Origin of the sequence: Nocardioides currus (assembly GCF_003057875.1) — a bacterium.
GTDB lineage: Bacteria > Actinomycetota > Actinomycetes > Propionibacteriales > Nocardioidaceae > Nocardioides > Nocardioides currus.
Genome location: NZ_PYXZ01000005.1, coordinates 124,612 through 148,654, shown reverse-complemented (window position 1 = coordinate 148,654; position 24,043 = coordinate 124,612). Strand labels below are relative to the sequence as shown.

The window sequence follows — 24,043 nt, the reverse complement described above, 5'->3', positions numbered from 1 at the left end:
AAGGCCCCGGACCTCGCGGGTCCGGGGCCTTGCTCACGTGGCGTACGGCGAGGGGTCAGTGTCCCCGCAGTGGCGCTTCGTCGACCGTGTGGTCGCTGTGGCCGTCGAACTGGTGCCCGTCGGCCGGGTGGTCGAGACCTGCCTCGAGCTCGTGCTCGTGCTCGGCGTGGTGGTGCGCCTCCTCGATCTCCTCGGCGGTCGGCTTCTGCACGTTGTAGCCGTACATCTTCTCCGACAGCTTGGCCCGCACTGCCTGGGCCCGGGAGCCCGGGGCGACGACGCCGTTGGCGTCGGTGTCGCCCTCGACGGTGTAGATCTCGTCGCGGTCACGCGCGGTGAGGGAGTAGGCCGACGCCTCGCTGATCGGCAGGTGCCGCTCGGAGTAGCCGCCCTCGGGGGAGCGCATGATGATGCCGGTCTCGTAGCCGTGCAGCAGCTTCTCGTTGTCGTGGCGCTGGAGCGAGATGCACCAGCGGCGCGTCACGAAGAAGGCGATCGCCGGTCCCAGGAACACCATCACCCGCATGAAGTAGGTGATGTGGTTGATGCTCATGTGGAACTTGATGGCGATGATGTCGTTGCCGCCGGCCGCCCAGGCGAGCCCGTAGAACGTCATCAGGGACACCATGACCGCGGTGCGGGTCGGGGCGTTGCGCGGGCGCTGGAGCAGGTGGTGCTCGCGCTTGTCACCGGTGATCCAGGCCTCGATGAAGGGCAGCAGGATCAAGATGACCAGCATCGTCGGCGGCACGATCAGGATCGGGATCATCACGTTCCACGAGATCGTGTAGCCGAAGATCACCGACTCCCAGCCGGGCATGATCCGCAGCAGCCCGTCGGGCCAGCCCATGTACCAGTCGGGCTGCGAACCGGCCGTCACCTTGGTCGGGTCGTAGGGACCGAACTTCCACACCGGGTTGATCGACAGCAGGCCACCCATGATCGCGGTGACGCCGAAGACGATGAAGAAGAAGCCACCGGCCTTGGCGGCGTACACCGGGAGCATCGGGAAGCCCACGACGTTCTGCTCGGTGCGGCCGGGGCCGGGCCACTGCGTGTGCTTGTGGTAGACGAGCAGCAGCATGTGGGCCGCGATCAGGCCGAGCAGCAGGCCCGGGATCAGCAGCACGTGGATGATGTAGAGGCGCGGGATGATCGCCTGTCCGGGGAACTCGCCGCCGAAGAGGAAGAACGACATGTAGCTGCCGACCACCGGGGTGGCCTTCAGGAAGCCGTCGGCGGCACGGACGCCGGTGCCGGAGAGCAGGTCGTCGGGCAGGGAGTAGCCGGTGAAGCCCTCCAGGGTGCCCAGGAGCAGCAGCAGGCAGCCGATGACCCAGTTGACCTCGCGCGGCTTGCGGAAGGCGCCGGTGAAGGCGACGCGCAGCAGGTGCACCATCATCGAGGCGATGAAGAGCATCGCCGCCCAGTGGTGCATCTGGCGCAGCAGCAGGCCGCCGCGGACGTCGAAGGAGATGTTGAGGGTGGAGGCCATGGCCTCCGACATCTCGATGCCGCGGAGCTGGTCGTAGGAACCCTCGTAGTGGACCTCGCCCATGCTCGGGGTGAACCAGAGCGTGAGGAGCACGCCGGTCAGGAGCAGGACCACGAAGCTCCACAGGGCGATCTCGCCCAGCATGAAGGACCAGTGGTCGGGGAAGACCTTGCGCAGGTTCTTCTTCATCGCGCCGGCGAGGCCGAGGCGCTCGTCGGCCCACCCGGCGACGCCGCCGAGCTTGGACGGCTTGCCGGCGGTCGCGGCGGTGGCGCCGTTGGACGTGGCGACCTTGCTGGTGTCGAGACTCATTGCTTCTCACGCTCCCAGTAGCTTGCCCCGACAGGTTCGTCGAAGTCGGCCTGTGCGATCAGATAGCCCTCGTCGTCGACTGCCAGGGGCAGCTGGGGGAGAGGGCGGTGAGCGGGTCCGAAGATGACCTTGGCGCTGTCGGCCAGGTCGAACGTGGACTGGTGGCACGGGCAGAGCACGTGGTGCGTGGTCCGCTCGTACAGGGAGATCGGGCACCCGACGTGGGTGCAGATCTTGGAGTAGCAGATCACGCCGTCGACGGTCCAGTTCTCCCGGCCCTTGCCGTGCTTGATCTCGTCGGGCTCCATCTTGACGATGATGATGGCGCCCTTGGCCTTCTGGACGTTGAGCTTCACGCCCTCGATCTCGGGGTAGCCGTTCTCCTCGGTCGGGAACAGCGCCTCAGGCGCCGCGTTGACGAGGTCGCCGATCTCCAGCTCGGAGGCCATGATCGGGGTGCCGACGACGTCGCGCACCAGGCGCATGCCCTTCTTCCAGATGGTGTGCTGGAGACCGGTGCCGGCCTCGGCGTTGGCGACCTGGTTGTTGGTCGGTCCGAGGTCGCGCAGGATCACGACCAGCGGCAGGCCGACCATGCCGACCGCACCGAGCAGCGAGTTGCGCACCAGCGGCCGACGACCGATGCCGGACTCCTCGATGCCGATGTCGAGGGCGGCGAGGGTCGCCTCGCGGTCCTCGACGCTGGAGGAGGCGGAGTGGCGCAGCTCGGAGATCTCGTGGTCGCCCATCAGCTTGCGAGCCCACTGGATGATGCCGACGCCGATGAACAGCATCGCACCACCCAGGGCCAGCCCGAGCGCCACCGTGGACGCACCGAGGCCGATGAAGGTGTCGAAGTTGTCGCCGATCTGGAGGGTGAAGTAGGCGACGATGAACAGGACCGTGCAGACCATCGAGAGGAAGAAGAACCCGGCGACCTGGCGCTCGGCGCGCTTGGCGGCACCCTCGTCGAGGTCGGTCGGTCGCCACGTGTGGGCCGGCAGGCCGGGGTTGGCGATGGGCTCCTCCGGGATGGCCGGCGTCCCGCCGTGGGCGGTCGAGCCCGTGGCGTCGTCGTTTCCGGGCTCGATCATGCGTCGGCCCCTTCCTTGACCTTGGTGCTGCGGGTGGTGTGCGCGGCGATCCACACGGCGAAGCCGACGAGGCCGCCGATGCCCAGGACCCAGGCGAACATGCCCTCGGAGACCGGGCCGAGCCCGCCGAGGCCGAACCCGCCGTAGTTGGGCGTGTCCTGGATGCTGCCGAGGTAGGCGATGACGTCGCGCTTCTCCTCGGGGGAGAGGTTGCCGTTGCTGAAGTTGGGCATGGCCTGCGGGCCGGTCAGCAGCGCCTCGTAGATGTACTTGCCCTCGACGCCGTGCAGCGACGGGGCGTAGCCGCCGCGGGGCATGGCTCCGCCGGAGCCGTTGAAGTTGTGGCATGCGGTGCAGTTGGTCAGGAAGATCTGGCCACCGCGGACGATGGCCTCCTCGCGCTCGTCGGCGGACAGGCCGTCGATGGAGTAGTCCTCCTCGGTGGGCACGGCCGGTCCGGGGGCCAGCGACGCGACGTACGCCGCCATCGCAGCGACCTCCTCGTCGCTGTAGGCCACGGTCTTGCGAGGTGCCTGCGAGCCCGGCTGCGCCATGGGCATGCGTCCGGTGCCGACCTGGAAGTCGACGGCCGCCGCACCGACACCGACGAGCGAGGGGCCCTTCTCGTAGCCCTCGCGGACCGTCGAGATGCCCTCACCGTTCTGCCCGTGGCACGACGCGCAGCCGACGAGGAAGAGCTTGCGGCCCTCCGCGACGGCCTCGGTGTCGCTCGTCGCCTTCTCGGCCTGGGCCGGGGCGAAGACGGTGTAGAGGCCACCGGTCAGCAGCAGCCCCAGGAGGAGCACGGCCAGTCCGGCGGCAGGCCCGCGGCGGTGCCGGGAGATCCGGCCTGCGGAGCGGTTCAACAAACGCACAGTCAATTCCTAGCGGTCTCGGGGCGAGGGCTACTTGATGAGGTAGATCGTGGCGAACAGCCCGATCCACACGACGTCGACGAAGTGCCAGTAGTAGGAGACGACGATGGCCGTCACGGCCTGCTCATGGGTGAACCGGCGGGCGAGGTAGGTGCGTCCCAGCACGAACAGGAACGCGATCAGGCCGCCGGTGACGTGGATCCCGTGGAAGCCGGTGGTGAGGTAGAACATCGTGCCGTAGGCGGAGTCGGGGATCGTCACGCCCTCGTGCACGAGCTCGGCGTACTCCAGCGCCTGGCCACCGATGAAGATCGCGCCCATGATGTAGGTCAGGATGAACCACTCGCGCAGGCCCCAGCCGCCGACGTTGAGCACCGAGCCCTTGCGCCCGACCTGGCCGCGCTCGGCGGCGAAGACGCCGAGCTGGCAGGTCACCGAGGACAACACCAAGATGATGGTGTTGGCCGTCGAGAAGGGCACGTTGAGCTTCTCGGTCTCCTGCGCCCACAGCTCGGGGCTCACCGCGCGGATGGTGAAGTAGGAGGCAAAGAGGGCCGCGAAGAACATCAGCTCGCTGGAGAGCCAGATGATCGTCCCCACGCTGACCATGCTCGGTCGATCGTGGTGCCCGTGCAGTCGGGAGGCCGGAATCGTCGCTGTTGCTGTCGCCACGCACTCATTATGTCTCTAGGCCGTCTGAGGGCCACCCCGACCCCCTGACTTTCGCCGTCATATTGTTCACACCGTGAAGACGGCGGCGTGGGTGAGCGATCTGGACCTCCCGAGGTTCACCCTCGGGCGTGTCTTCACCGACTGGGGGATCGATCCGGTCCCGTTCGTCCTGACCGTCTGGATCGCCGGTCTCTACCTCGTCGGGGTGGTCGTCCTGCGCCGCCGCGGGGACGCCTGGCCGGTGGGTCGGACCCTGGCGTTCGTCGTCGCCGGGATGGGCTCGTTCTTCGTCGCCACCGCGTCCGGGATCGGGCGCTACGACACCACCCTGGTCAGCGTCCACATGGTCCAGCACATGATCTTGTCGATGGTGGTGCCGCTGTCGCTCGCGCTCGGCGCGCCCGTCACGCTCGCGCTGCGCACGCTGCCGCCGACGCCGCGCCGCTGGCTCCTCGCGGTGCTCCACTCGCGGGTGGCGCAGGTGCTGTCCTTCCCGCCACTCACGTTCCTGCTCTACATCGTCTCGCCGTGGGCGCTCTACTTCTCCGGGTGGTACGACGCGTCGCTGGCCTCCGCGTTCGTGCACGAGCTCATGCACGTCCACCTGGTCACCGTCGGCGCTCTGTTCTTCTGGCCGCTGATGGGCATCGACCCGCTGCCGGGTCGCGTCGGCTACCCGTTCCGGGTGCTGCTGACCGTCCTCACGCTGCCGTTCCACGCGTTCCTCGGTGTCACGATCATGGGCCAGACCACGATCCTGGGGGAGTCGCACTACGCCGCGCTTCGCGAGGGGCCGATGGGGTCGTGGCTGCCGCCGATGCTGGAGGACCAGCACACGGCCGGCGGGATCCTGTGGGCGTCCGGCGACCTGATCGGGCTGGTGTTCTTCGGCGTGCTGTTCGTGCAGTGGGTGCGGTCGTCGATGAAGGAGGCGGCGCGCGAGGACCGTCGTCTCGACCTGATGGAGGCGCGCGAGCAGCACCGCGGAGTGGGCCGCGAGGTCGACCGGTAGCATCACGCCCGTGAGCCGACTCAAGGTCCTCGTCTACAGCGACGACATCGACGTCCGTCAGCAGGTCATCCTCGCCCTCGGTCGTCGGCCGCACCCCGACCTGCCCGAGCTGGAGTACGTCGAGGTCGCGACCGAGCCCGTCGTCATCCAGAACATGGACGCCGGTCACATCGACCTGGCGATCCTCGACGGCGAGGCCGTCCCCGCCGGCGGCATGGGCATCGCCAAGCAGCTCAAGGACGAGATCTACCAGTGCCCGCCGGTGGTCGTGCTGACCGGCCGGCCGCAGGACGCCTGGCTCGCGACGTGGTCGCGTGCGGAGGCCGCCGTACCCCACCCGATCGACCCGGTCCACCTGGCGGAGACCGTCGTCTCGCTGCTCCGCGCGCGGGTGCCCGCCACCACCAGCTGACCGGCCCGCCCACCGTCGCCGGTGCGGCGAGACGGGCCCCGACCCGGCCCGGCCCGTCTGGAACACTCGGGCGCATGACGACCTGGCCCGATGTCCTCTCGACCCTGACTGCCCGCCGTGACCTCACGGCCGAGCAGACCTCGTGGGCGATGGCGACCATCCTGGCCGGCGAGGCCACGCCCGCGCAGATCGCCGGTTTCGCGGTGGCGCTGCGTGCCAAGGGCGAGACCGTCGACGAGGTCACCGCGCTGGCCGACGCCATGCTGGCCGCGGGCAACTCGATCTCGGTCGAGGGGCGGCTGCTCGACGTCGTGGGCACGGGCGGCGACCGGTCGATGTCGGTGAACATCTCGACGATGGCCGCGATCGTCGCGGCCGGCGCCGGCGCCCGGGTCGTGAAGCACGGCAGCAGGTCAGCCTCCTCCACTTCCGGCTCCGCCGACGTGCTCGAGCAGCTCGGCATCCGCCTCGACCTGCCGATCGCCCGGGTGGCCGAGGTCGCCGCCGAGGCGGGCATCACCTTCTGCTTCGCCGCGGCCTTCCACCCGGCGATGCGTCACGCGGCCGTCCCGCGCCGCGAGCTCGGCATCGCGACGTCCTTCAACCTCCTCGGCCCCCTCACCAACCCGGCCCGCCCGGCGGCGCAGGCGATCGGCTGTGCCGACCCGGCCGCCGCTCCGGTGATGGCCGGTGTGTTCGCCTCCCGCGGCGTCGACGCCTGGGTGTTCCGCGGCGACGACGGCCTCGACGAGCTCACCACGACCACGACCTCCACGCTGTGGGCCGTCCACGGAGGCGAGGTGCACCAGAGCGTGGTCGATCCCGCCGTCCTCGGGGTCGCGCCCGCGACGACCGAGGACCTGCGCGGTGGCGACGCCGCGCACAACGCCGACGTCGTCCGTCGCGTGATGGACGGCGAGACCGGTCCGGTCCGCGACGCGGTGGTCCTCAACGCGGGCGCCGCGCTCGCCGTGCACGACGCCCCGACCACCGAGCCGATGACCGCCCTGGCCGACGGCATCGCCCGTGCCGCGAAGGCGATCGACGACGGCGCGGCCCGTGCGACGCTGGACCGCTGGGTGACCGCCTCCTCGCGCTGAGGCAGGTCAGCTCTCCGGCGGGCTCAGCAGCGCGAAGTCGTCGTCCGCCTCGATGACCTGCCAGCCGAGGTCCTCGACCAGCGCATAGCCGAGCGGGGTGTCGGGGTCGACCAGCGCGAGCTCGGCGTCGAGGTCGGCCACCTCGTCGTCCCAGCCCGGCTTGAGCCGGGTGATGTCGAGGTTGCGCTGCAGCTCGTCGTCGGTGAACACGTCGCCGTACCCGTGCATGGCGAGGGCGAGCTGGGGGTGGCGCCACAGGAAGTAGGCGCCGGTGTCCCAGTCGTTGAGGACGCGCGTGCCGGCGGGTACGGCGTCGAGGTGGGCGTCCAGCCACGCGGGTGCGACCTCGTCGTCGGCGCGTGCGTGCACGACGGCGGCGAGCACTCCGCCGCAGAGGACGGCGACGACGGCCAGCGACAGCGCCTCGCGCCGCTGCAGGCCCGGTGCCGCGGGCACGAACTCCTGGAGCGCCTCGGCCACCAACGGCGCGAGCACCAGCGCCGCGAGCACGGTCATCCGTGCCGAGGACACGGCCAGCGCCCCGGCCAGCCCGACGAGCAGCAGCTGGCCCCAGGCGAGGCTGCGACGCTTGAGGCCGACCAGCAGCACCACGGCGAACATGGCGAGGAGCGCGATGGCGTAGGGCTCGGTGAAGTCGGTGGGCCCCCACTCGGCGAAGTACTGCGCGCGGGAGCCGACGGCCAGCACGGCGCCGTACACCCCGAACCCGAGCGGGGTGGCCAGCACCACCAGCGCGGACAGCACGGGGATCAGCGCGAGGCGTGCGAGCTGGCGCGCGGGCAGGGTGCGCTCGAGGGCGAGTCCGGCGATCGCGGTGACGGCGATGACGATCCCGATCGGCCAGAGCCCGTGGAGGGGGGCCCAGACCCAGGCGACGGCGACCAGCCACCACCGGGCCCGGCCGTCGCGCAGCGTGGCCAGCCACGCGGCGGTGACCACCAGCACGAAGAGGTAGCTGAACACCTGCGGTCGGGCCGAGAACCCGGGGCTCGCGGCGGAGCAGGCGAGGATGGTGGCGAGCGCCGCCGGCAGCGGGGCGGCCGTCTGCCGGCACACGACGAAGACGGCGAGGGCGAGGACGAGCACGAGGACGCCGGCGACCCACATGACGCCGGCCAGCCCGGCGCGGTCCTCGATGGCCGCCATGCCGATCTGGGAGAGCCACTGGGTGGGCAGCCAGTCGGCCGTGTCGTAGGGGCCGAGGTGACCGGGGTCGCGGATCGACCAGCCGCCGAGCAGCTCGTGTCCCATGCGCAGGTGGAAGTAGCCGTCGGCGCCGAGTGGCGGGCGCGACTGCGCGCGGACCACGGCGCCGAGGAGGATCGCGACCACCGCCACCGGCAGCACGCGCCGGATGAGCGTGGTGATCATCGGGTCAGCTCGAGCACCCACGAACCGCCGTCGCGGTGGAACCCGACCCGGTCGTAGTAGGGGGCGACCATGTGCGGCGAGGTGACGACCCGGCGGTAGCCGTTCTCGCTCAGCATCCCGCTCTTGCGCCAGATGAACTCGCCGGGGGAGAAGTCGCGGTAGCGGGGCGTGACGTAGTCGAGCAGGACATGCGCGGTGTCGCCCTCCGCCGTCAGCAGCACGACCCCGACGGTCTCGTCGCCGCGGGTGACGAGGAAGGCGCTCTGGTCGGTGGCGGCCGGGTCGTGCACGAACTCGGGGTTGAACCTCGAGATGTCGGCGCCGTGCACCCGCAGCACGTGGCGCAGGTACTCGTCGTCGCCCCGCACCTGCAGCACCTCGAAGGCGGCCTCGTCGTGGCGGTCGCTCATCAGCTTGACGATGAACCACAGGTTGATCGCCGAGAGCACGATGTTCATGCCGACCATCGGCCAGACCTCGAGAGCCCAGTTGAAGACCGTCAGGATCAGGCAGGCCGCCAGGTTGAGGACGCGCAGGCGCAGCACCCTCGACTGGAGCAGGGAGTACACCAGGAGTGCACTTCCGCCCCAGCCGAGGACGTCGAGCCAGTGGTCACCGAGCCAGTTCACGAGCGGAGACTACTGCCGCGATGTCACTTGCCCACAAAGAGCTTGGTCACCTTCGACTTCGACCCGACGACCGACGGCGTGCCGAGGTAGACGACCTTGATCTTGTGCTTGCCCTTCTTGAGCTTGGGCAGCTTCCAGGACACCTGGCCGTTGCTCTTGCTCAGCAGGGTGAGGGTCTTCAGCGCCTTGGCGCCGTCGAACACCTTGACCTGGCCGGTCGGTCCCGGGAGGTAGGGCACCGCGACCGTGATACCGACCTTCACGCGCGTCTTGCGGCTGACCCGGTCGGCGGACAGGGCGAGGGTGACCGTCGAGGTCAGGCGCGCGACCTGGACCGGCGCCGTGCTGGCGGAGCCCTCGGCGAAGCCGTTGGCCTTGGCGAACACCATCGCCGTCAGCTGCTTGCCGGCGTCGAGCGCGGACAGGTTGTAGCTCGACCCGGTCGCGTTGGGGATGGGCGCGCCCTGGCGCAGCCACTGGTACCTGAGCTCCGACTGCTGCGACCACATCCCGCCGGTGACGTTGAGCGTGTTGCCGGGGGCCGCCTTGCCGGAGATGACCGGGGCGATCGTGTTGATGACCGCACCGCCCGCCGTGATCGCGAAGGCGTTGCTGGTCGACGAGCCGTCGCTGAAGCCGGGCTTGCGACCGGTCACGCGCAGGGACACCGCACGGGTGTAGTCCTCGTTGATCAGCGTGTAGGTCGGCGCGTTGGCGCCGCCGATCGGCTGGCCGTCACGCAGCCACTGGTAGGCGTTGATCACGTCCGGACGCGACCACACCGGGTCGGAGCTGGTGAGGGTCTGGCCCACGGCCGAGCCGCCGGGCGCCTGGATCGCCGCCGGGGTGACGACCCGGACCGCGCCGTCGACCTCGAAGCGCCACGTCGGGCTGGACCCGATGCGGTTGCCGCGGGCGTCGTACGACGTGACCGACCAGGTGTAGGAGCCGGACGGCATGGTCTGCTGCGGCGACCAGGCCGTGGCCGGGGTGCTCACGGGCCCGGGGTTGTAGCCGACCCCGCCGACGGGCTCGATGTCGAACAGGTAGCGCGAGGCCTGGGAGGAGGCCGACGCGGCGTACGGCGCCCAGGTGAAGGAGGCTCCGTAGGGATCGATGACCGCGGTGTCGGCCGGCGTCGCCAGCGTGACCGGGAGCGGGTCGATCCAGAACCGGCCGAAGTCCGACCAGCGGCCGGGCTTGCCGCGGACGTCGGTGCGCCGCACCCGCCAGCGGTAGGCCTCGGACGACGCGGCCAGCGGCTCGGTCCAGGCGAAGGCGGCCTGGCGCACCTGCTCGGAGAACACGCGGTTGGCCGCGGACAGGGAGGTGTCGTCGTTCTTGTAGAGCTCGATGTCCCAGGTGGCGTCGAAGGTCTCGGCCGACCACTGGAACGTCACCGGGCCGGCGCCGACGTGGCTGCCGTAGGCGGGCCTGGCGGCAGGGTCAACGCTCGGGCGCTCGACCGGGGCCGCGACGTTGGGGTCGAGATTGGGCGCGGGCGTGGCCTTGACGATCTTGCGGGTGTCGGACCAGGCCAGCTTGTTCTCCCGGGCATCGATGGCCTGCACGCGCCACCACAGGTCACCCTCGGGGTAGGTGTTCTCGTAGGCGGTGTACGTCGCCTGGTCCACGTACCGGTCGTCGATGGCGTTGGAGTCGGTGATCGTGGCCGACTGGGCGACCTGGATGCGGTAGCGCTTGCCGGTCTGGTGGCTCGGCGTGGCACCGCCGTACGGCGAGGGCTTCGCCTGGTTGGTGTCGTAGTAGTCCTGCCACGTGAAGGTGACCTCGTCGGCGAAGGACGTGTCAGCTGCGGGGGAGGTGAGCACGACCTTGGGTGAGACCTTGCGGAACGCGTTGGTCCCGACGTCCTCGGACCCGCTCGGGTCCGGTCCGCAGTTGCTGAACTGGCTGATGCGCACGCAGGGGCGGACGAACCAGTAGTAGGCCGGGCCCGACTCGTTGTCGTCGAAGGCCGGCAGCGCGTCGGCGAACGACGGGGTCCAGCGGGAGTTCTGCGTCGTCGTGTTCTGCGGGTCGAGGAGCAGGTTGGTGAAGTCGGGGTCCTCGGAGAGGTAGATCATGTAGCCGCCGGCGCCGGGCATGGAGTCCCAGTCGAGCACCGGCGTGGCCGGCAGGCCCTGGCAGATGGTGGCCTCGTCGGCGACCTGGTTGACCAGCACGAGCCGGCGGTTGCAGGTGTTGCCGGCGTCGACAGCCTTGCCGTCGAGCGCGACGCGCTGGCCGGTGACCTCGCCCTGGTCCGCGATCGTGAAGGTGCTCCTGGTGCCGGTGCCGAGGATCTGGTTGTTGCTCGAGCTGCGCGCCTCCACCCACCAGTCGTAGGTGCCGGGGGAGAGGAAGAAGTCGTTCTGGTCGGTCACGGCCGGGTAGTTCAGCCGGGCACCGAGCACCTCGGTCTCGTTGGTGCCGAACACGTAGCCGGCCTGGGCGACCTTCAACGAGTAGTAGACCGCGCCGGGCTCGGCCTGCGACCACGGCTGCCACGACAGCGACGGGAACCGCGAGGTGATCGTGTCGTGCTCGTTGGCGAGGGGGCGCAGCGGCTGTCCGCCCGCGGCCGGCGGCGTCTCGGGCAGCACGAACGAACGCGTCGCGTAGAGGGGGGCCGGCGAGTACTTGCCGTCGGCGTCACGGGCGGACACCTTCCAGACGAAGGTGTCGGGCTGGCGGGTCGGGTCGTCGTTGTCGTTGTCGGTGGGCAGCGCGCCGTACGGCGTCCACGACAGGGCGGTCGTCTCGACGACGCGCTCCTCGCCCGTGGAGACGTTGGTGACGGTCACCCGGTAGCGCTCGGCGTCCCTGCTGGGCTGCCACGCCATCGTCGGCACGGCGACGGTCGCGCCGTCGGCCGGGTAGGTGAGGTTGACGGCGCCGGAGTCGTAGACGAAGCGGCCGGTGGCCGAGACGTTGCTCTCCACGCCGGGCTCGCCGGTGTCGGGCGTGCCGTAGGGGCCGGGCAGGTCGTAGGCGAAGACCCGCCAGAAGACGACCGAGCCCTGCGGCGGCATGCACCCGTCGTTGCGGAAGCCGGGGGTGTAGGTCGTGCTCGCGGTGTAGCACTTGACGAACGACCCGGGCGTGAAGTTGACGTCGCCGCCGACGTCGAGCCGGTAGCGGGTGGCGTGCTTGACCGGGCTCCACTGGAAGTAGAGGTCGTCACCGATGGCCGGCGACGAGGCCACGGGCGGGTAGACCAGCGTGGGCGACATCGGCCAGCGGCGCTGGAAGACGTTGGGGGAGGCGGGCCACGGGGTGGGCTGCTCGGCCGCGTTGTAGGCGCGGACCTTCCAGAAGTAGTTGTTGTTGTCGTACGTCGTCTGGGGCGAGTAGCGCGTCGAGCTCACGATCCGCTTCTCGACCTGGTTGTTGAAGTCGCGGTCAAGGGCCACCCAGACCTCGTACTGCTTGGCGCCCTTGACCGGGTCCCAGTCGAAGACGACGTCCTGCACGGTGCGGCTGTCACGGACGCCCGCGGTCGGGTCGGGGGCGCAGACGAGGCCGGTGGCGCAGGTGGTGGAGGTCACGGGCGGGAGCTGGGCGACGTCGTACTTGACCCACGAGGACCAGTCGCTCTGGAGATCGAAGTCGAAGCGGGCGCGGACGCGGACGAAGAAGTCCTCGGAGCCCGCGCGCTCGCCGACGCCCTGCGGGTCCGGCCAGACGAAGGTCGTGGTGCGGATGTTGCCGCGCAGCGTGCCGCCGACGCCGTCGCCCTCGGCGTCCATCTCGATCTCGTAGTTGGTGGCACCGGCGACGGGGGCCCAGGAGATGACCGGGGGCGAGACGGGCGGTAGCACCTGGCCGGCGGGGGAGGACACGGCCAGGTTGGTCGGCACCTTGGGGGCCGCGATCGTCACCTGCGACGTGCTGAAGCCGCTGGTGCCGGTCTGGTCGGAGGCCTGGACCCGCCAGTAGAGCGTGCCGGCACGGAAGGGTCGCGTCGGCGTGTAGCGGTTGCCGTTGGTCTCCTCGTTGAACAGCAGGTTGGAGAAGCTCGCGTCCTCGGAGCCCTGCACGCGGTAGCGGTCGGCCGTCGACACGACGCCCCACGACAGGGTCGGGATGGGCGATCCGCTGGCGGTGAGGCCGCTCGGAGCCTCGGCCGCAGCGCTCGCGGGCGGCGCTGCTGCGAGGAGGGACATGCCGATCGCCAGCACCAGGGCGGGGATGAACCGCCCGATGATCGAGCGTCGAGCAGGCACGGGCACAGGCATGTTGATCCCCCAGATTCGCGACATGACATGCGCACGCTAGGGGCGGCGGGCGACTCGTGGACGGCGAATGGTCGGGCATAGTCCGAAAGGACTAGTCACACCACCCGATCGGGCCGGGCGGGGCGGGCCGACCGCTACGGTGGCCCCATGATCACCGCCATCGTCTTCGTGAAGGCCGACGTCGCCCGCATCCCCGAGGTCGCCGAGGCGATCGCGGCCCTCGACGGCGTCAGCGAGGTCTATTCGGTGACCGGCCAGATCGACCTGATCGCGATGATCCGGGTCAGCAAGCACGAGGACGTCGCGGCCGTGGTCGCCGACTCCCTCAACAAGGTCGAGGGCGTCACCTCGACCGAGACCCACATCGCCTTCCGCACGTTCTCCAAGCACGACCTGGAGTCGGCGTTCTCGCTCGGTCTGGACTGAGCCGCCTCAGCGCGCCGGCTGGTGCACGGTCGACGGCAGCCGCTGCTCGTCGAACGGCACGAGCGACAGCCGTGACTGGTTGACCGCGTCGTAGACCGACAGGTGGCGGGTGGCGCCCCCGACGGGGCACACCCACTCGCCGTCGACGTCCACCAGCCGGACGCCCGGCGCCTCCAGCCAGCGGAGCACCTTCTCGGTCTCCTCCGCGGTCGCGGCGGGGACCGGCCCCGGCGCGTCGGCGACCGTCTCGGCGCTGGCCCGGAGCTGGTGGACGAAGTGGTGGGCGTCGGCACCGGACGGGATGACGCCCGCGGCGGCGAGACGGCCGTGGCGCACGACGTGGACCGCCCACCGGCCGTCGTCCTCGCGCCGCGCGGCGACCACCTCCGGGCACCGGCTGAGGGCCGACAGGCGCTGGGTGCGCGCGGCGGCGCGGACGAAGGTGGCCAGCCGGTCGCGGTGGATGCCCGCCTCCTCGAACCGGTCGAGGTCGGCCAGCGAGGTCATCCGCCGCTGGATGGCGTCGACGACGTCGTCGGGACGTCGGAGCAGCGTGTCGCGGAGCTGGCGGACCACCGCGGCGTACGTCGATGCGTCGGTGCTGCCGTCGCACGGTGACAGGCACCGGCCCATCTCCGCGAGGACGCACGGAGCCCGCGAGGGCGTCGCGCCGAACCGGTCGGAGCACTGGCGGACGGGGAAGGTGTCGTGGAGTGCGGCCAGGCACTTCTCGGCCGACTTCCTCGACGAGAACGGGCCGAGGTAGTCGGCGTCGTCGTCGAGCACCCGCCGGACCATCGACAACCGCGGCCAGGGCTCGCGGGTGAGCTTGACGAAGTGCATCTTCTCCGGGAAGCGCGAGCGGCGGTTGTACTTCGGCTTGTGCTCGGCGATCAGGCGCAGCTCGCGGACCTCGGCCTCCAGCGGGGTGGCGCAGGTGATCGTGGTGACGGACTCGGCCAGCCCGACCATCTCGCCCATCCGGGTGCGGGTCTCCGAGGCCGTGAAGTAGGTGCGGACGCGGCTGCGCAGGTCCTTGGACGTGCCGACGTAGAGCACCCGCGCGCGGTCGTCGCGGAAGAGGTAGACGCCCGGTGCGTGGGGGAGCCCCTCGGCGAGGTGACGCTTGCGGCGCTGGGCCGTGGTGACGCGGGAGCTGAAGGTCTGGAGCTCCTCGAGCGTGTGGACGCCGACCCCACCGAGGCGCTCCATGAGCCCGTGCAGGACGTCGACGGTGGCGCGGGCGTCGGAGAGGGCCCGGTGGTTGGGGGTCGTGGTCGCGTTGAACAGCTGCGCGAGGGACGAGAGCTTGCAGTTGGGGGCGTCGTCACGGGTGATGACGCGGCGGGCGAGCCTGGCGGTGTCGAGCACCTCGAAGCCGGGCCACGCGAGGCGCTGGGCGTCGGCGAAGTGCCGGAGGAAGCCGACGTCGAACGGCGCGTTGTGGGCGACCAGGACGGTGCCGGCCGCGAACTCCAAGAACGCGGGCAGGGCCGACTCAATGGCCGGGGCGTCGCTGACCATCGAGTTGGTGATGCCGGTGAGCACCGCGATGAACGGGGGGATCGCGGTGTGTGGGTTGACGAGGGTCTGGAACTCGCCGAGCACCTCACCGCCGCGCACCTTGACCGCGCCGATCTCGGTGATCATCGACCCGGCTGCGGCGGACCCGCCGGTCGTCTCCAGGTCCACGACGCAGAAGGTGATGTCGCGCAACGGCCGTCCCAGCTCGTCGAAGCTGCGCTGGGTCTCCCACCGGGACGGGGTGGTGGCCGTGGTGCTCATGTCGTCGACGCTAGATCGGACCACCGACATCGCCGGGGAAGGCGCGCCACTAGGGTGGCCGGCGTGACGACAGACCTCCCCGATGCCACCCAGCGCTGGCGCTGCGGCGGTTGTGGCAACCTCACCCGCTTCGACGTGACGCGCACCCGACGCACCACCGAGTTCTGGCACTTCGACCTGGCTGGCGACCACGAGGTCGAGTCGACCGAGGTGAAGGACGAGTCGGTGGAGTCGGTGTCGTGCCGCTGGTGCGGGCGCGACGACGCGATCGAGGTCGTGGACCGCAACGAGGCCTCACCCGCCGACGACCCGACGCGGTCGGCCGCGGAGTAGCGCCGCACGCATCCGGTGACCAGCCCATGACGCAGCACGGCCCAGGGGCGCCGGAGGACCTCGACCGTTCCTGGGGAGCCGTCGGTGTCAGCCTGCTCACCGCCGCCTTCGTGCTGGCGCTGCTGGCGCTCGTCGGCGCCGACCTGCTGTGGCTCGTCGCGCTCGGCGACGACGTAAGGCGCACGGGTTCGGTGCCCGACGGTGTGCCGTTCGCCGTCGCCCCGAGCGACGGCTGGCCACCCGTGCTGCTCGTCGCCGAGGTCGTCCTTTCCGTCCTCCACGGGCCGGGACTGTCCGCCCTGCTGCTGTGGCACTTCCTCACCGTCCTCGCGACGCTGGCGGTCGTCGCGGTGGACGCCCGCCGCCGTGGCGCGAGCGACCGGTCGACCGCGCTGGCACTGGGGGCCCTGCTACTGGGCGGCATCTCGGTGTTCGCCGTCGTTCGGCTGCAGACGTTCTCGTTGCTGCCCTTCGCACTCGTCCTGCTCCTGGTCCGGTCGCAGCACGTGCGTCCGGGACGAGGCATCTGGTGGGCGCCCGTGCTGGTCGCCGTGTGGGGCAACCTGCACGGGTCCGTGCTCCTCGGTGTCTGCGTGGTCGGGGCGTACCTCCTCCTCTCCCGGCTCTCCCGGCGTCCGGCCGAGACGATCCTCGTCGGCCTCGCCACCCTGGCGGCCCTCTTCGTCAACCCCGCTACGTGGCGCACGGGGGAGTACTACCTCGGCGTCATGCAGAACGAGGCGGCCGCGCAGGGTGAGGGCCTGTGGGCCGCACCCAACCTGAGCGACCCGTTCGACCTGCTGATGATCGCCGCGGCCGTCGTCCTCGGGGCGTTCGCCCTGCGGCGTCGCCTGCCGCTGTGGGAGTACGTCGCACTGGCCGGACTGCTCGTCGCCACGGTCGTGGCCGCGCGCAACGGCATCTGGCTCCTGCTACTCCTCACCGCACCGGCAGCGGCCGGCCGCGCCCCCTCGCGGACCGCCACTCCCGGCGACCCCGACGTCCCGCCCGCGCTCGGTCGGCCGTCGGCGCGCGCCACCGTCGTGTGCCTGGTGGGCGCGGTGGCGGCCGGAGCACTCCTCCTCCAGCGCACGCACGCGCTCTCCGAGGACGACGAGCGGTTCGCGGCCCAGGTCGCGCAGGCCGCACCGGGACAGGTGGTCCTCGCCCCCGAGCCCGTCGTCGAGAGCCTGGCGGTGCACGGCACCAAGGTCTGGCTCAGCAATCCGCTGGACGCCTTCGAGCCCGCCGACCAGCGGGCCTACCTCGACTTCATGGCCGGACGTCCCGGGATGGCCACGGCCGTGGCGGCCAGCGGAGCCGTGCTCGTGCGCGAGGGCTCGGCGGCCGACGAGCGGATGGCGGGGCTCTCGGACTTCGACGTGACCGAGCTCGACGGCTCCTGGCTGATCTACGTCCGCACCTGAGGCCCGCTCCCGGTTCCGTTGTCGGTGGTCGGTGCCACGCTGCCGCCATGACCACACGAATCGACTGCGACAGCTGCCTGGTGCGCGGCCTGGCGTGCCACGACTGCATGGTGACGGTGCTGCTCGGGCCCCCGCCGGAGCTCACCTTCGACGACGACGAGCGGCGGGCCCTGGAAGCGCTCGCCGACGGGGGACTGGTGCCGCCGCTGCGCCTCGTCGAACCGGTGGCGGGGCCGGTCGTCGAGTCCGCCTGACTCGTCCCGTGCGCCCCATCTGTCACGTCCGTCACACGGCCGGCGCGACACGCTGGCCGAAGAGCTGGGAAGTTTGGCGGCGCTGGCCGCAGACGTCTACTGTGGTCGCTCTGGTGCTCGTGGAAGTGGGCCATTCGGGTCCGCGCGAGCACCGCGTCGAGTTCGGTGCCGTAGACCCCCCGTCGTCGGCCCCGGAGCCGGGGAACCACGTCCCACTTGGGGTGAATCGCGTCCGAGGACATGTGCCTGCACATGACCGAGGAGGCGTAGGGCATGTCGTGCCCGAACCCGTCAGCTCACCCGGTAGACGTACGACACAAGGGAGAACACCCGCTCGTGAATCACGACCGGATGCGACTCGCCAGCGCCCTGCTGGGAGTCACGGCGATCGCCGCCATCGCACTCGTCCCTGTCACGCCCGCCCAGGCCGACCCGAGCATCAAGGACGTCAAGTCCAAGGTCGACCGGCTCTACCACGAGGCCGAGCAGGCGCAGGAGCGTTACAACGACGCCAAGCTCGACCTCGCCGACCTGCGCAGCGACCTCGCCGCGCTCCGTGCCGACGAGGAGCGCCAGAGCGACAAGCTCGAGGCGGTCCGCGACCAGGTCGCCGACTCGGTCCTGCGCGGCTACCAGGGCGAGTCGATCTCGACCGTCGGCCAGGTCGTCGTCTCCGACGACCCCACCGCCTTCCTGGGTCAGCTCTCGACGATGTCGGGGTTCAACGACCTGCAGGACACCATGTTCGACGCCTACTCGACCGAGCTCGAGGCTCTCGACCTGCGTCGCGAGGCCACCGCCGACCGTGCGGCCGAGATCGCCGAGACGACCGAGCAGCTCGCCGCCGAGCAGGAGAGCGTCGACGAGAAGCTCGCCGACGCGAAGGACGTGCTCGCCGACCTCGAGGCCGAGGAGCGCGAGCGACTCCTGAGCGCCTCCCGCTCGGGCGAGGCCCGCCTGCCGGCCTCCGTGCCCGCCTCGGGTCGCGCCGCCGCCGCGGTCGCCTACGCCATGGCGCAGGTCGGTGACGCCTACGTCTACGGCGCCACCGGCGACAACGCCTTCGACTGCTCCGGCCTGACCATGCGCGCCTGGGGCGCCGCCGGCGTCGGCCTGCCGCACTCCTCGAGCGCGCAGTACTCGTCCGGCCCGCACATCTCCGCAAGCGCCCTGCAGCCCGGTGACCTGGTCTTCTACTACAGCCCGATCAGCCACGTGGGCATGTACATCGGCAACGGCCTGATCGTGCACGCCGCCAATCCCGGCACCGGCGTCGCCGTCTCCGGCCTCTACTCCATGCCGTACGTCGGCGCGGTTCGTCCTGGCTGATGCCGTGACCTCGAGGACCGGTCGCCCACGCTGGTGGGTGGCCGGTCCTTCGTTGTTGGTGGCCCTCGTCGCCCTCGCGGTGTGGCGCGTCGGCAGCGACGAGCCCTATCGCGCCGACCTCTCGCCGAGGACCGCTGCGCCGACCGCTCGGGCGGGCGCCGCGGCGTCGGTGACCCAGGAACTCGTGCGAGCCCTGGCCGCGGGCGACGCGGATGCGGCGGCCGACCTGGCGCCCGCGGGTGACGATCGAGCGCGTGCCCTGCTGGGAGCGGTCGCGCACAACGCCCGCGACCTGCGGCTCACCGACCTGTCGGCGAGGTACGTCGACGAGGTGGGCGCCGTGTCGAGCGACGGCTCGTGGACGGCGGCACTCGACCTGACGTGGGCGCTCGACGGGTTCGACCAGCAGCCTGCCCGCGCCGAGGTGCTGGCCCACTTCGCACCCGACGGCCAGGGCGTGGCCGTGACCGACCTGGGCGGCGGAGACCGCATCTCGCCGACCTGGTTGCGCGGACGGCTGGCCGTGCGACGTACGCCCGACGTGCTGGTGATGGCCGGCGGGGACCAGGCGTCGCGTGAGGCACGCGGCTACCTCCAGCGCGTGCGCCGCGCCATCCCGGTCGTGCGGCGCGTGCTGCCCGGCTGGAGGCCCGCGGTGGTCGTCGAGGTGCCCGCCAGCCCGCTCGAGCTCGACCACGCGCTCGGCGTGGCCGAGGGCACCTACACCGACATCGCGGCCGTCACCGCGGCTGCCGACGGCGACCCGCGAGCCGGGGGGCCGGTGCGCGTCTTCGTCAATCCGGTGGTCACCGGCCGGCTGCGGGGCGCCGGCGCGCAGGTGGTGATCAGCCACGAGCTCACCCACGTCGCCACCGACGCGACGACGGCGGCGCCGGACCCGTGGCTGCAGGAGGGGTTCGCCGACTACGTCGCCCTGCGCGACGTCGACCTCCCGGTCACCACGACCGCCGGCCGGGCGATCGCGAGCGTGCGCCGCGACGGAGTGCCGGACGGGCTACCGGGACCCGCCGACTTCGACACCTCGGCCACCGACCTGGAGGCGGCCTACGAGCTGGCCTGGTTGGCCTGCGTCGAGATCGCCGCCGAGGCGGGGGAGCGCGGACTGGTCAGGGTCTACCGCGCGGCCGCAGGCGGGGCGAGCACGACGCAGGCCCTCGGAACGGTCGGTCTGACCCGCGCCGAGGTGCTCAGGGGATGGCAGGAGAGCCTCTCCAGGCTGGCGTCGTGACCTCCAGGCGCGTCGTCCGTCGGTGCGCGCTCGTGGTCACGGTGGTCGTGCGATCGGCCGGCAGCTCGCGCGGCGGGGCCCGAGACGACGACGACCCGGCACCGCGCAAAGCGGGCCGGGTCGTGTGTCGCTGTCGAGGTCAGAAGGTGAGCTCGTACAGCGGGATGATGTGCTGCCCCAGGAAGATGACGGTGGTGATGATGACGCCGGCGATCAGTGCGACCAGCAGGCCGTACTCCACGGCGGTCGCGCCGCGCTCGTGGTCTGCCTCGTGTTCGGGCCGAGCGTTCATGCCTACCTCCGGGGGGTTGGTGGTGCGAAATGCAGAAGGCCGGGGACTCTCGAGCGAGAGGCCCCGGCTCCTGGACGCGATCAGAGCTTGCTGGTGATGGAGCTGAACGCGGTGTTGATCTGGGTGCCGAGCAGGACGACGACGGCGATGATGACGGCGGCGATCAGCGCGACCAGCAGGCCGTACTCGACGGCGGTGGCGCCCTCTTCGTTGTTCTTGTCGCGGCCGACGATCATGAAGGTGATGAACTTCTCGAGCATGGTGAACCCCTAGTGTTGTGGTGAAGTCAAAGTGGTGCGGGCCCGGGGGGACCCGGTAACGAGAATCTTGCTGGAACGGCGCGATCGTCGGATCAGGAGATCGGTCGGGACGCGCTAGTCCATTCGGGCTATCTCCACACAGTCCTCCGGACCGGGTCCGGGACCGGTCGGAGGACGGGGCGTCGAGCAGCGTGTCAGGCACGAGATTCGTGGTGGTCGGCGAGCGCCGTACGCGTGTCCGGGACGTGCACGCGAACGGACGCAGCGAGGGCCGGGAGCCGCACCGGTGTGCGGCTCCCGGCCCTCGCCGAGGGGCTGTGGAACCCGTCAGAAGCGCTGCGGCGCCAGGTGGTCGAGAAGTCCCATGCGCATGGCCGTCACCAGGGCCTGGGCGCGGTTGGCGGCGCCGAGCTTCTGGTAGATGTGCGTGATGTGGGTCTTGGCGGTCGACTCGCTGAGGTAGAGCTTGCCGGCGATCTCGCCGGTGCCCAGCCCGTCGGCGAGCAGCGAGAGCACCTCCTCCTCGCGCGCCGAGAGCGTCGGCGTGGAGGGTGAGGTCGCGCGGCGCATCATCGCCGCCGCGAGGCCCGTGCACAGGAAGGTCCGGGGGGCGACGGCCGCGTGCTTGGCCGCGCTGACGACGTCGGTGGCCTTGCTGTCCTTGCCGACGAAGCCGGACGCACCCGCCTCCATGGCGGCGAAGATCTGGTCGTCGCCGGCGTGCATGGTGAGCACGACGACCCCGGCGGTGTCGCTCTCGGCCCGCACGCCGCGCACCACGTCGAGCCCGTGGCCGTCGGGCAGCTGGAGGTCGGAGACGACGACGTCGGGCTGCAGCTCCGTGTAGGCAGCCAGGCCCGCGGCCACCGTGCCGGCCTGGCCGACCACGGTGCACTGGTCGTCGCGCTCGAAGGCGCGCGCCAGACCCTGTCTGATCAGCTCATGGTCGTCAACGAGAAGAACGGTGATGGTCACGGGTCTCGGTCCTTTCGGGCTGGGCCACGTCAGTGGAACACAGGAGGACGACGGTGCCGCCGTCCGGTCGGGGGGAGATGGTCAGGTGCGCACCGATCCGCTCGGCACGCTCGGTCATGGTCTGGATGCCCCAGTGGCGCTCGCGCGGCGCGGCGTTGCCGATCCCGTCGTCCTCCACCCGCAGGGTGATCCCGGCGGTGTTGGAGGTCAGGGTCACCCACAGGTTCATCGCCTGGGCGTGCTTGCGCACGTTGCCGATCGCCTCCTGAGCGACGCGCAGCAGCTCGGACTCCGTCCAGCTGGGCAGCGGTGGGCCGGACTCGTCGAGCAGCAGGTGCACGCGCAGGTCGGAGCCGTGGCTCACCTCGCGCACGTACTCCGCGAGGGCGCCGGAGAGCCGGTGCTCCGCGACGTGGTGGCGCAGGTCGAAGATGGAGAACCGCAGCTCGGTGACGACGCGCGAGATCTCGTCGCGCAGGGTGGCCGCGAGCGCCCGCGTCTCGGGGTCGCTCGACACGGTCTCGATCTCGTCCACCAGGAAGCCGAGGGCGACGACCTCCTGGGCCACGCCGTCGTGCATCTCCCGGGCCAGCCGGTTGCGCTCCTCGGCGGTCGCGATCAGGCGGACGTCGTCGAAGAGGACGGCGGTGTCGAGGCGCACGACGAACTCGTCGGCGATCTCCTGCACCTCCGCGCGCTCCTCGTCGGTCCACCCCGAGGACCGGATGAGGAGCACCGTTCCGCGGATCTTGTCCGCCGCGCGCAGCGGGAGCTCGGCGACGTCGGGGAGGGTCTGGCCGCTCTGGGAGAGCTGGTCGCGCAGGGCGAACAGGGCCGCCGCGTCGCCGTGGGCGGCCAGCAGGCCGACCGAGTCGTCGGTGCCGATCACGAAGACGGCCGACTGCTGCGCGCCCGTCGCGGCCCGGAGCTCGGTCTCGAGCTCGACGGCGAGCTGGGCGCTGTCCAGCCCGAGGCGGCCACGCTGGGCGAGCTGGTGGAGCTGGACCATGAGCTGGTTGGCAGCGGCGTACGGCGCCTGCTTGGCCTCGAAGTCGCGGACCGATCGCAGCTGCCAGCTCGCGAGCAGACCGACCCCGAATCCCGCGAGCAGCCACACGCCGGCCCGGGTCAGGCGTTCGACCGTGTCCGGCTCGGAGGAGATCACCGTGGTGGCGATGCTCGCGACGGCCGCGACGAAGGTGGCGTTGACCGTGGTCACCAGCCCGGAGCGGACACCCGCGACGATCGGCGGGACCGCGAGGTAGGCCACCACGCCGGGCTGCTCGGGGGCGCTGAGCAGCAGGAGCGCGCTCAGGAGGGCCTCGCCGACCGGCAGCCACCGGGTGCTGAACGTGGGGGTGCCCCACTCGAGCGCGCTGGCGACGCCGGCGATCAGGGCGAGCGCCGCGATCAGCGGCGTCGCCTGTCCGAGCTGGCCGGACGCTGCGGCGCTCCCCGTGGCCAGGGCCAGCCCGAACACCCGGACCGCGGTGGTGACTCGCCACTGCCTCAGCGACGCGTTGAAGGTCTGCGAGGCAGTCGGGTTCACCGCGAGAACATCTCGATCATGCTCAGTGCGGCGGGACCCATCACGATCATGAACAGGCACGGAAGGATGAACAGCACCAGCGGGATCATGATCCGCACCGGGACCTGCTGCGCCTTCTCCTCCGCGCGCTGCCGGCGCTTGACCCGCATCTCCGAGCTCTGGATCCGCAGCACCCGGCCGACCGGGATGCCGAGGCTGTCGGCCTGGATCATGGCCATGCAGAAGGACTTGAGGTCCTGGATCGACGAGCGCTCGGCCATGGCGCGCATGGCGTCGGCGCGGCCGATGCCGAGCTGCATCTCCTGCAGGAGGCGGGCGAACTCCTGGGACAGCGGGCCGGTCGTGTTGAGGGCCACCCGGCTCACGGCCGCGTCGAAGCCGAGACCGGCCTCCACGGAGACGGTGAGCAGGTCGATCGCGTCGGGCAGCGCGTTGCGCATGAGCTTGGAGCGCTTCTCGCCGGCGTTGTAGAGCAGGATGTTGGGCAGGACGTAGCCGAAGGCGGCCAGTAGCCCGGCGATGATGAACAGCCGGATCAGCGGCATGCCGAGCACGGCGAGGTAGAAGAAGCTGCCCAGCCCGAAGACGAACAGGCCGAGGACCTTCAGGCCGATCAGCCGGGTGACGCCCCAGCCGGGCGGGTTGCCGGCCACGTCCAGGCGGAACTGCAGCTTCGTCGCCGTGTCGGCGCGCACCATCTTGCGACCGAGGTCGACGAAGCGGTCGCCCAGGGGGCCGATCACGCGTTCGGCGAAGGGGCGCTCGAGCTCGGCCTCCTTGAGCGCGCTCGGAGCGGAGTCGAGCGCCTGGATGGCACCGATCGACCGGGCCACCCCGCGGCGCTCGCTGCTCGTCACCCCGATCAGGCTGAGGGCGAGCGTGAACGCGGCGAAGACCAGGACGGCGCCGAGAAGAAGGAACATCGAAGAC

General features: G+C 71.0%; 22 protein-coding genes and 1 riboswitch. Of the genes, 9 read left to right on the top strand and 13 right to left on the bottom strand.

Features of this window, described 5'->3' with window-relative positions; all coding sequences use genetic code 11:
* Nucleotides 1-55 precede the first annotated feature (55 nt).
* Genes qcrB through ctaE form a run of 4 tightly spaced genes read right to left on the bottom strand, consistent with a single transcriptional unit; the run spans nt 56 to nt 4,448 of the window.
* On the bottom strand, nt 56-1,807 hold the full coding sequence (gene qcrB / locus C7S10_RS12795) for a cytochrome bc1 complex cytochrome b subunit (protein WP_108344824.1): 1,752 nt from the start codon (nt 1,805-1,807) through the stop codon (nt 56-58).
* A complete protein-coding gene (gene qcrA / locus C7S10_RS12790; protein ID WP_108344823.1) occupies nt 1,804-2,901 on the bottom strand; it encodes a cytochrome bc1 complex Rieske iron-sulfur subunit in 1,098 nt (365 codons plus the stop codon). The genes qcrB and qcrA overlap by 4 nt, the downstream gene beginning before the upstream one ends.
* Nucleotides 2,898-3,776: a cytochrome bc1 complex diheme cytochrome c subunit gene (gene qcrC, locus C7S10_RS12785; RefSeq protein ID WP_108344822.1), complete on the bottom strand. Its 879-nt coding sequence runs from the start codon at nt 3,774-3,776 to the stop codon at nt 2,898-2,900. The genes qcrA and qcrC overlap by 4 nt, the downstream gene beginning before the upstream one ends.
* 30 nt (nt 3,777-3,806) lie before the next feature.
* Complete coding sequence (ctaE, locus tag C7S10_RS12780) at nt 3,807-4,448, bottom strand: aa3-type cytochrome oxidase subunit III (protein WP_108344821.1); 642 nt, start codon at nt 4,446-4,448, stop codon at nt 3,807-3,809.
* 73 nt (nt 4,449-4,521) lie between these two features.
* Between ctaE and C7S10_RS12775 the strand changes: the two genes are divergently transcribed.
* The 3 genes from C7S10_RS12775 (at nt 4,522) to trpD (ending at nt 6,972) form a co-directional block, all read left to right on the top strand.
* On the top strand, nt 4,522-5,460 hold the full coding sequence (locus C7S10_RS12775) for a cytochrome c oxidase assembly protein (protein ID WP_108344820.1): 939 nt from the start codon (nt 4,522-4,524) through the stop codon (nt 5,458-5,460).
* A 10-nt stretch (nt 5,461-5,470) separates the two neighbouring features.
* Nucleotides 5,471-5,872, top strand: coding sequence for an Rv3143 family two-component system response regulator (locus tag C7S10_RS12770; protein ID WP_243395350.1), 402 nt, complete (start codon nt 5,471-5,473; stop codon nt 5,870-5,872).
* Nucleotides 5,873-5,946: 74 nt separating this feature from the next.
* Entirely contained in the window at nt 5,947-6,972 is a 1,026-nt protein-coding gene (gene trpD / locus C7S10_RS12765) for an anthranilate phosphoribosyltransferase (protein WP_108344818.1), read from the top strand.
* Between the two features lie 6 nt (nt 6,973-6,978).
* On the opposite strand, the gene C7S10_RS12760 is transcribed toward trpD, so the two are convergent.
* From C7S10_RS12760 to C7S10_RS12750, 3 genes are read right to left on the bottom strand one after another with little or no spacing between them, the layout of a single operon-like run.
* Complete coding sequence (locus tag C7S10_RS12760) at nt 6,979-8,364, bottom strand: hypothetical protein (protein WP_108344817.1); 1,386 nt, start codon at nt 8,362-8,364, stop codon at nt 6,979-6,981.
* Complete coding sequence (locus tag C7S10_RS12755) at nt 8,361-8,993, bottom strand: GNAT family N-acetyltransferase (RefSeq protein ID WP_108344816.1); 633 nt, start codon at nt 8,991-8,993, stop codon at nt 8,361-8,363. The genes C7S10_RS12760 and C7S10_RS12755 overlap by 4 nt, the downstream gene beginning before the upstream one ends.
* A gap of 23 nt (nt 8,994-9,016) precedes the next feature.
* A complete protein-coding gene (locus C7S10_RS12750; protein ID WP_108344815.1) occupies nt 9,017-13,258 on the bottom strand; it encodes an Ig-like domain repeat protein in 4,242 nt (1,413 codons plus the stop codon).
* A gap of 123 nt (nt 13,259-13,381) precedes the next feature.
* Between C7S10_RS12750 and C7S10_RS12745 the strand changes: the two genes are divergently transcribed.
* Nucleotides 13,382-13,660, top strand: a complete 279-nt coding sequence (locus C7S10_RS12745; RefSeq protein ID WP_108344814.1) for an Lrp/AsnC family transcriptional regulator — start codon at nt 13,382-13,384, stop codon at nt 13,658-13,660.
* Nucleotides 13,661-13,666: 6 nt separating this feature from the next.
* Here C7S10_RS12745 and C7S10_RS12740 read toward each other — a convergent pair whose 3' ends face one another.
* Nucleotides 13,667-15,445: a DEDD exonuclease domain-containing protein gene (locus tag C7S10_RS12740; protein WP_108344813.1), complete on the bottom strand. Its 1,779-nt coding sequence runs from the start codon at nt 15,443-15,445 to the stop codon at nt 13,667-13,669.
* 63 nt (nt 15,446-15,508) lie between these two features.
* Here C7S10_RS12740 and C7S10_RS12735 point away from each other — a divergent pair, with 63 nt between their 5' ends.
* The 5 genes from C7S10_RS12735 (at nt 15,509) to C7S10_RS12715 (ending at nt 20,037) form a co-directional block, all read left to right on the top strand.
* Complete coding sequence (locus tag C7S10_RS12735; RefSeq protein ID WP_108344991.1) at nt 15,509-15,778, top strand: hypothetical protein; 270 nt, start codon at nt 15,509-15,511, stop codon at nt 15,776-15,778.
* A 26-nt stretch (nt 15,779-15,804) separates the two neighbouring features.
* On the top strand, nt 15,805-17,205 hold the full coding sequence (locus C7S10_RS12730; RefSeq protein ID WP_108344812.1) for a hypothetical protein: 1,401 nt from the start codon (nt 15,805-15,807) through the stop codon (nt 17,203-17,205).
* A gap of 47 nt (nt 17,206-17,252) precedes the next feature.
* On the top strand, nt 17,253-17,459 hold the full coding sequence (locus C7S10_RS12725; RefSeq protein WP_108344811.1) for a hypothetical protein: 207 nt from the start codon (nt 17,253-17,255) through the stop codon (nt 17,457-17,459).
* A gap of 173 nt (nt 17,460-17,632) precedes the next feature.
* Nucleotides 17,633-17,784, top strand: a riboswitch (cyclic di-AMP (ydaO/yuaA leader).
* A gap of 26 nt (nt 17,785-17,810) precedes the next feature.
* Nucleotides 17,811-18,788, top strand: a complete 978-nt coding sequence (locus C7S10_RS12720; protein ID WP_243395349.1) for a C40 family peptidase — start codon at nt 17,811-17,813, stop codon at nt 18,786-18,788.
* A gap of 4 nt (nt 18,789-18,792) precedes the next feature.
* Nucleotides 18,793-20,037: a hypothetical protein gene (locus tag C7S10_RS12715; RefSeq protein WP_133176511.1), complete on the top strand. Its 1,245-nt coding sequence runs from the start codon at nt 18,793-18,795 to the stop codon at nt 20,035-20,037.
* A 139-nt stretch (nt 20,038-20,176) separates the two neighbouring features.
* Here the strand turns inward: C7S10_RS12715 and C7S10_RS12710 are convergent, their stop codons facing one another.
* The 5 genes from C7S10_RS12710 to C7S10_RS12690 all read right to left on the bottom strand — a co-directional run bounded on the left by C7S10_RS12710 (nt 20,177) and on the right by C7S10_RS12690 (nt 24,036).
* Entirely contained in the window at nt 20,177-20,329 is a 153-nt protein-coding gene (locus tag C7S10_RS12710) for a Flp family type IVb pilin (protein ID WP_108344808.1), read from the bottom strand.
* An 80-nt stretch (nt 20,330-20,409) separates the two neighbouring features.
* The gene (locus C7S10_RS12705) at nt 20,410-20,589 is read right to left on the bottom strand and encodes a Flp family type IVb pilin (protein ID WP_207769361.1); all 180 of its coding nucleotides are present in this window, start codon (nt 20,587-20,589) and stop codon (nt 20,410-20,412) included.
* Between the two features lie 327 nt (nt 20,590-20,916).
* The gene (locus C7S10_RS12700; protein ID WP_243395348.1) at nt 20,917-21,564 is read right to left on the bottom strand and encodes a response regulator; all 648 of its coding nucleotides are present in this window, start codon (nt 21,562-21,564) and stop codon (nt 20,917-20,919) included.
* A complete protein-coding gene (locus C7S10_RS12695; RefSeq protein ID WP_108344806.1) occupies nt 21,539-23,113 on the bottom strand; it encodes a sensor histidine kinase in 1,575 nt (524 codons plus the stop codon). The genes C7S10_RS12700 and C7S10_RS12695 overlap by 26 nt, the downstream gene beginning before the upstream one ends.
* Complete coding sequence (locus C7S10_RS12690; protein WP_165807139.1) at nt 23,110-24,036, bottom strand: type II secretion system F family protein; 927 nt, start codon at nt 24,034-24,036, stop codon at nt 23,110-23,112. The genes C7S10_RS12695 and C7S10_RS12690 overlap by 4 nt, the downstream gene beginning before the upstream one ends.
* Nucleotides 24,037-24,043 lie beyond the last annotated feature (7 nt).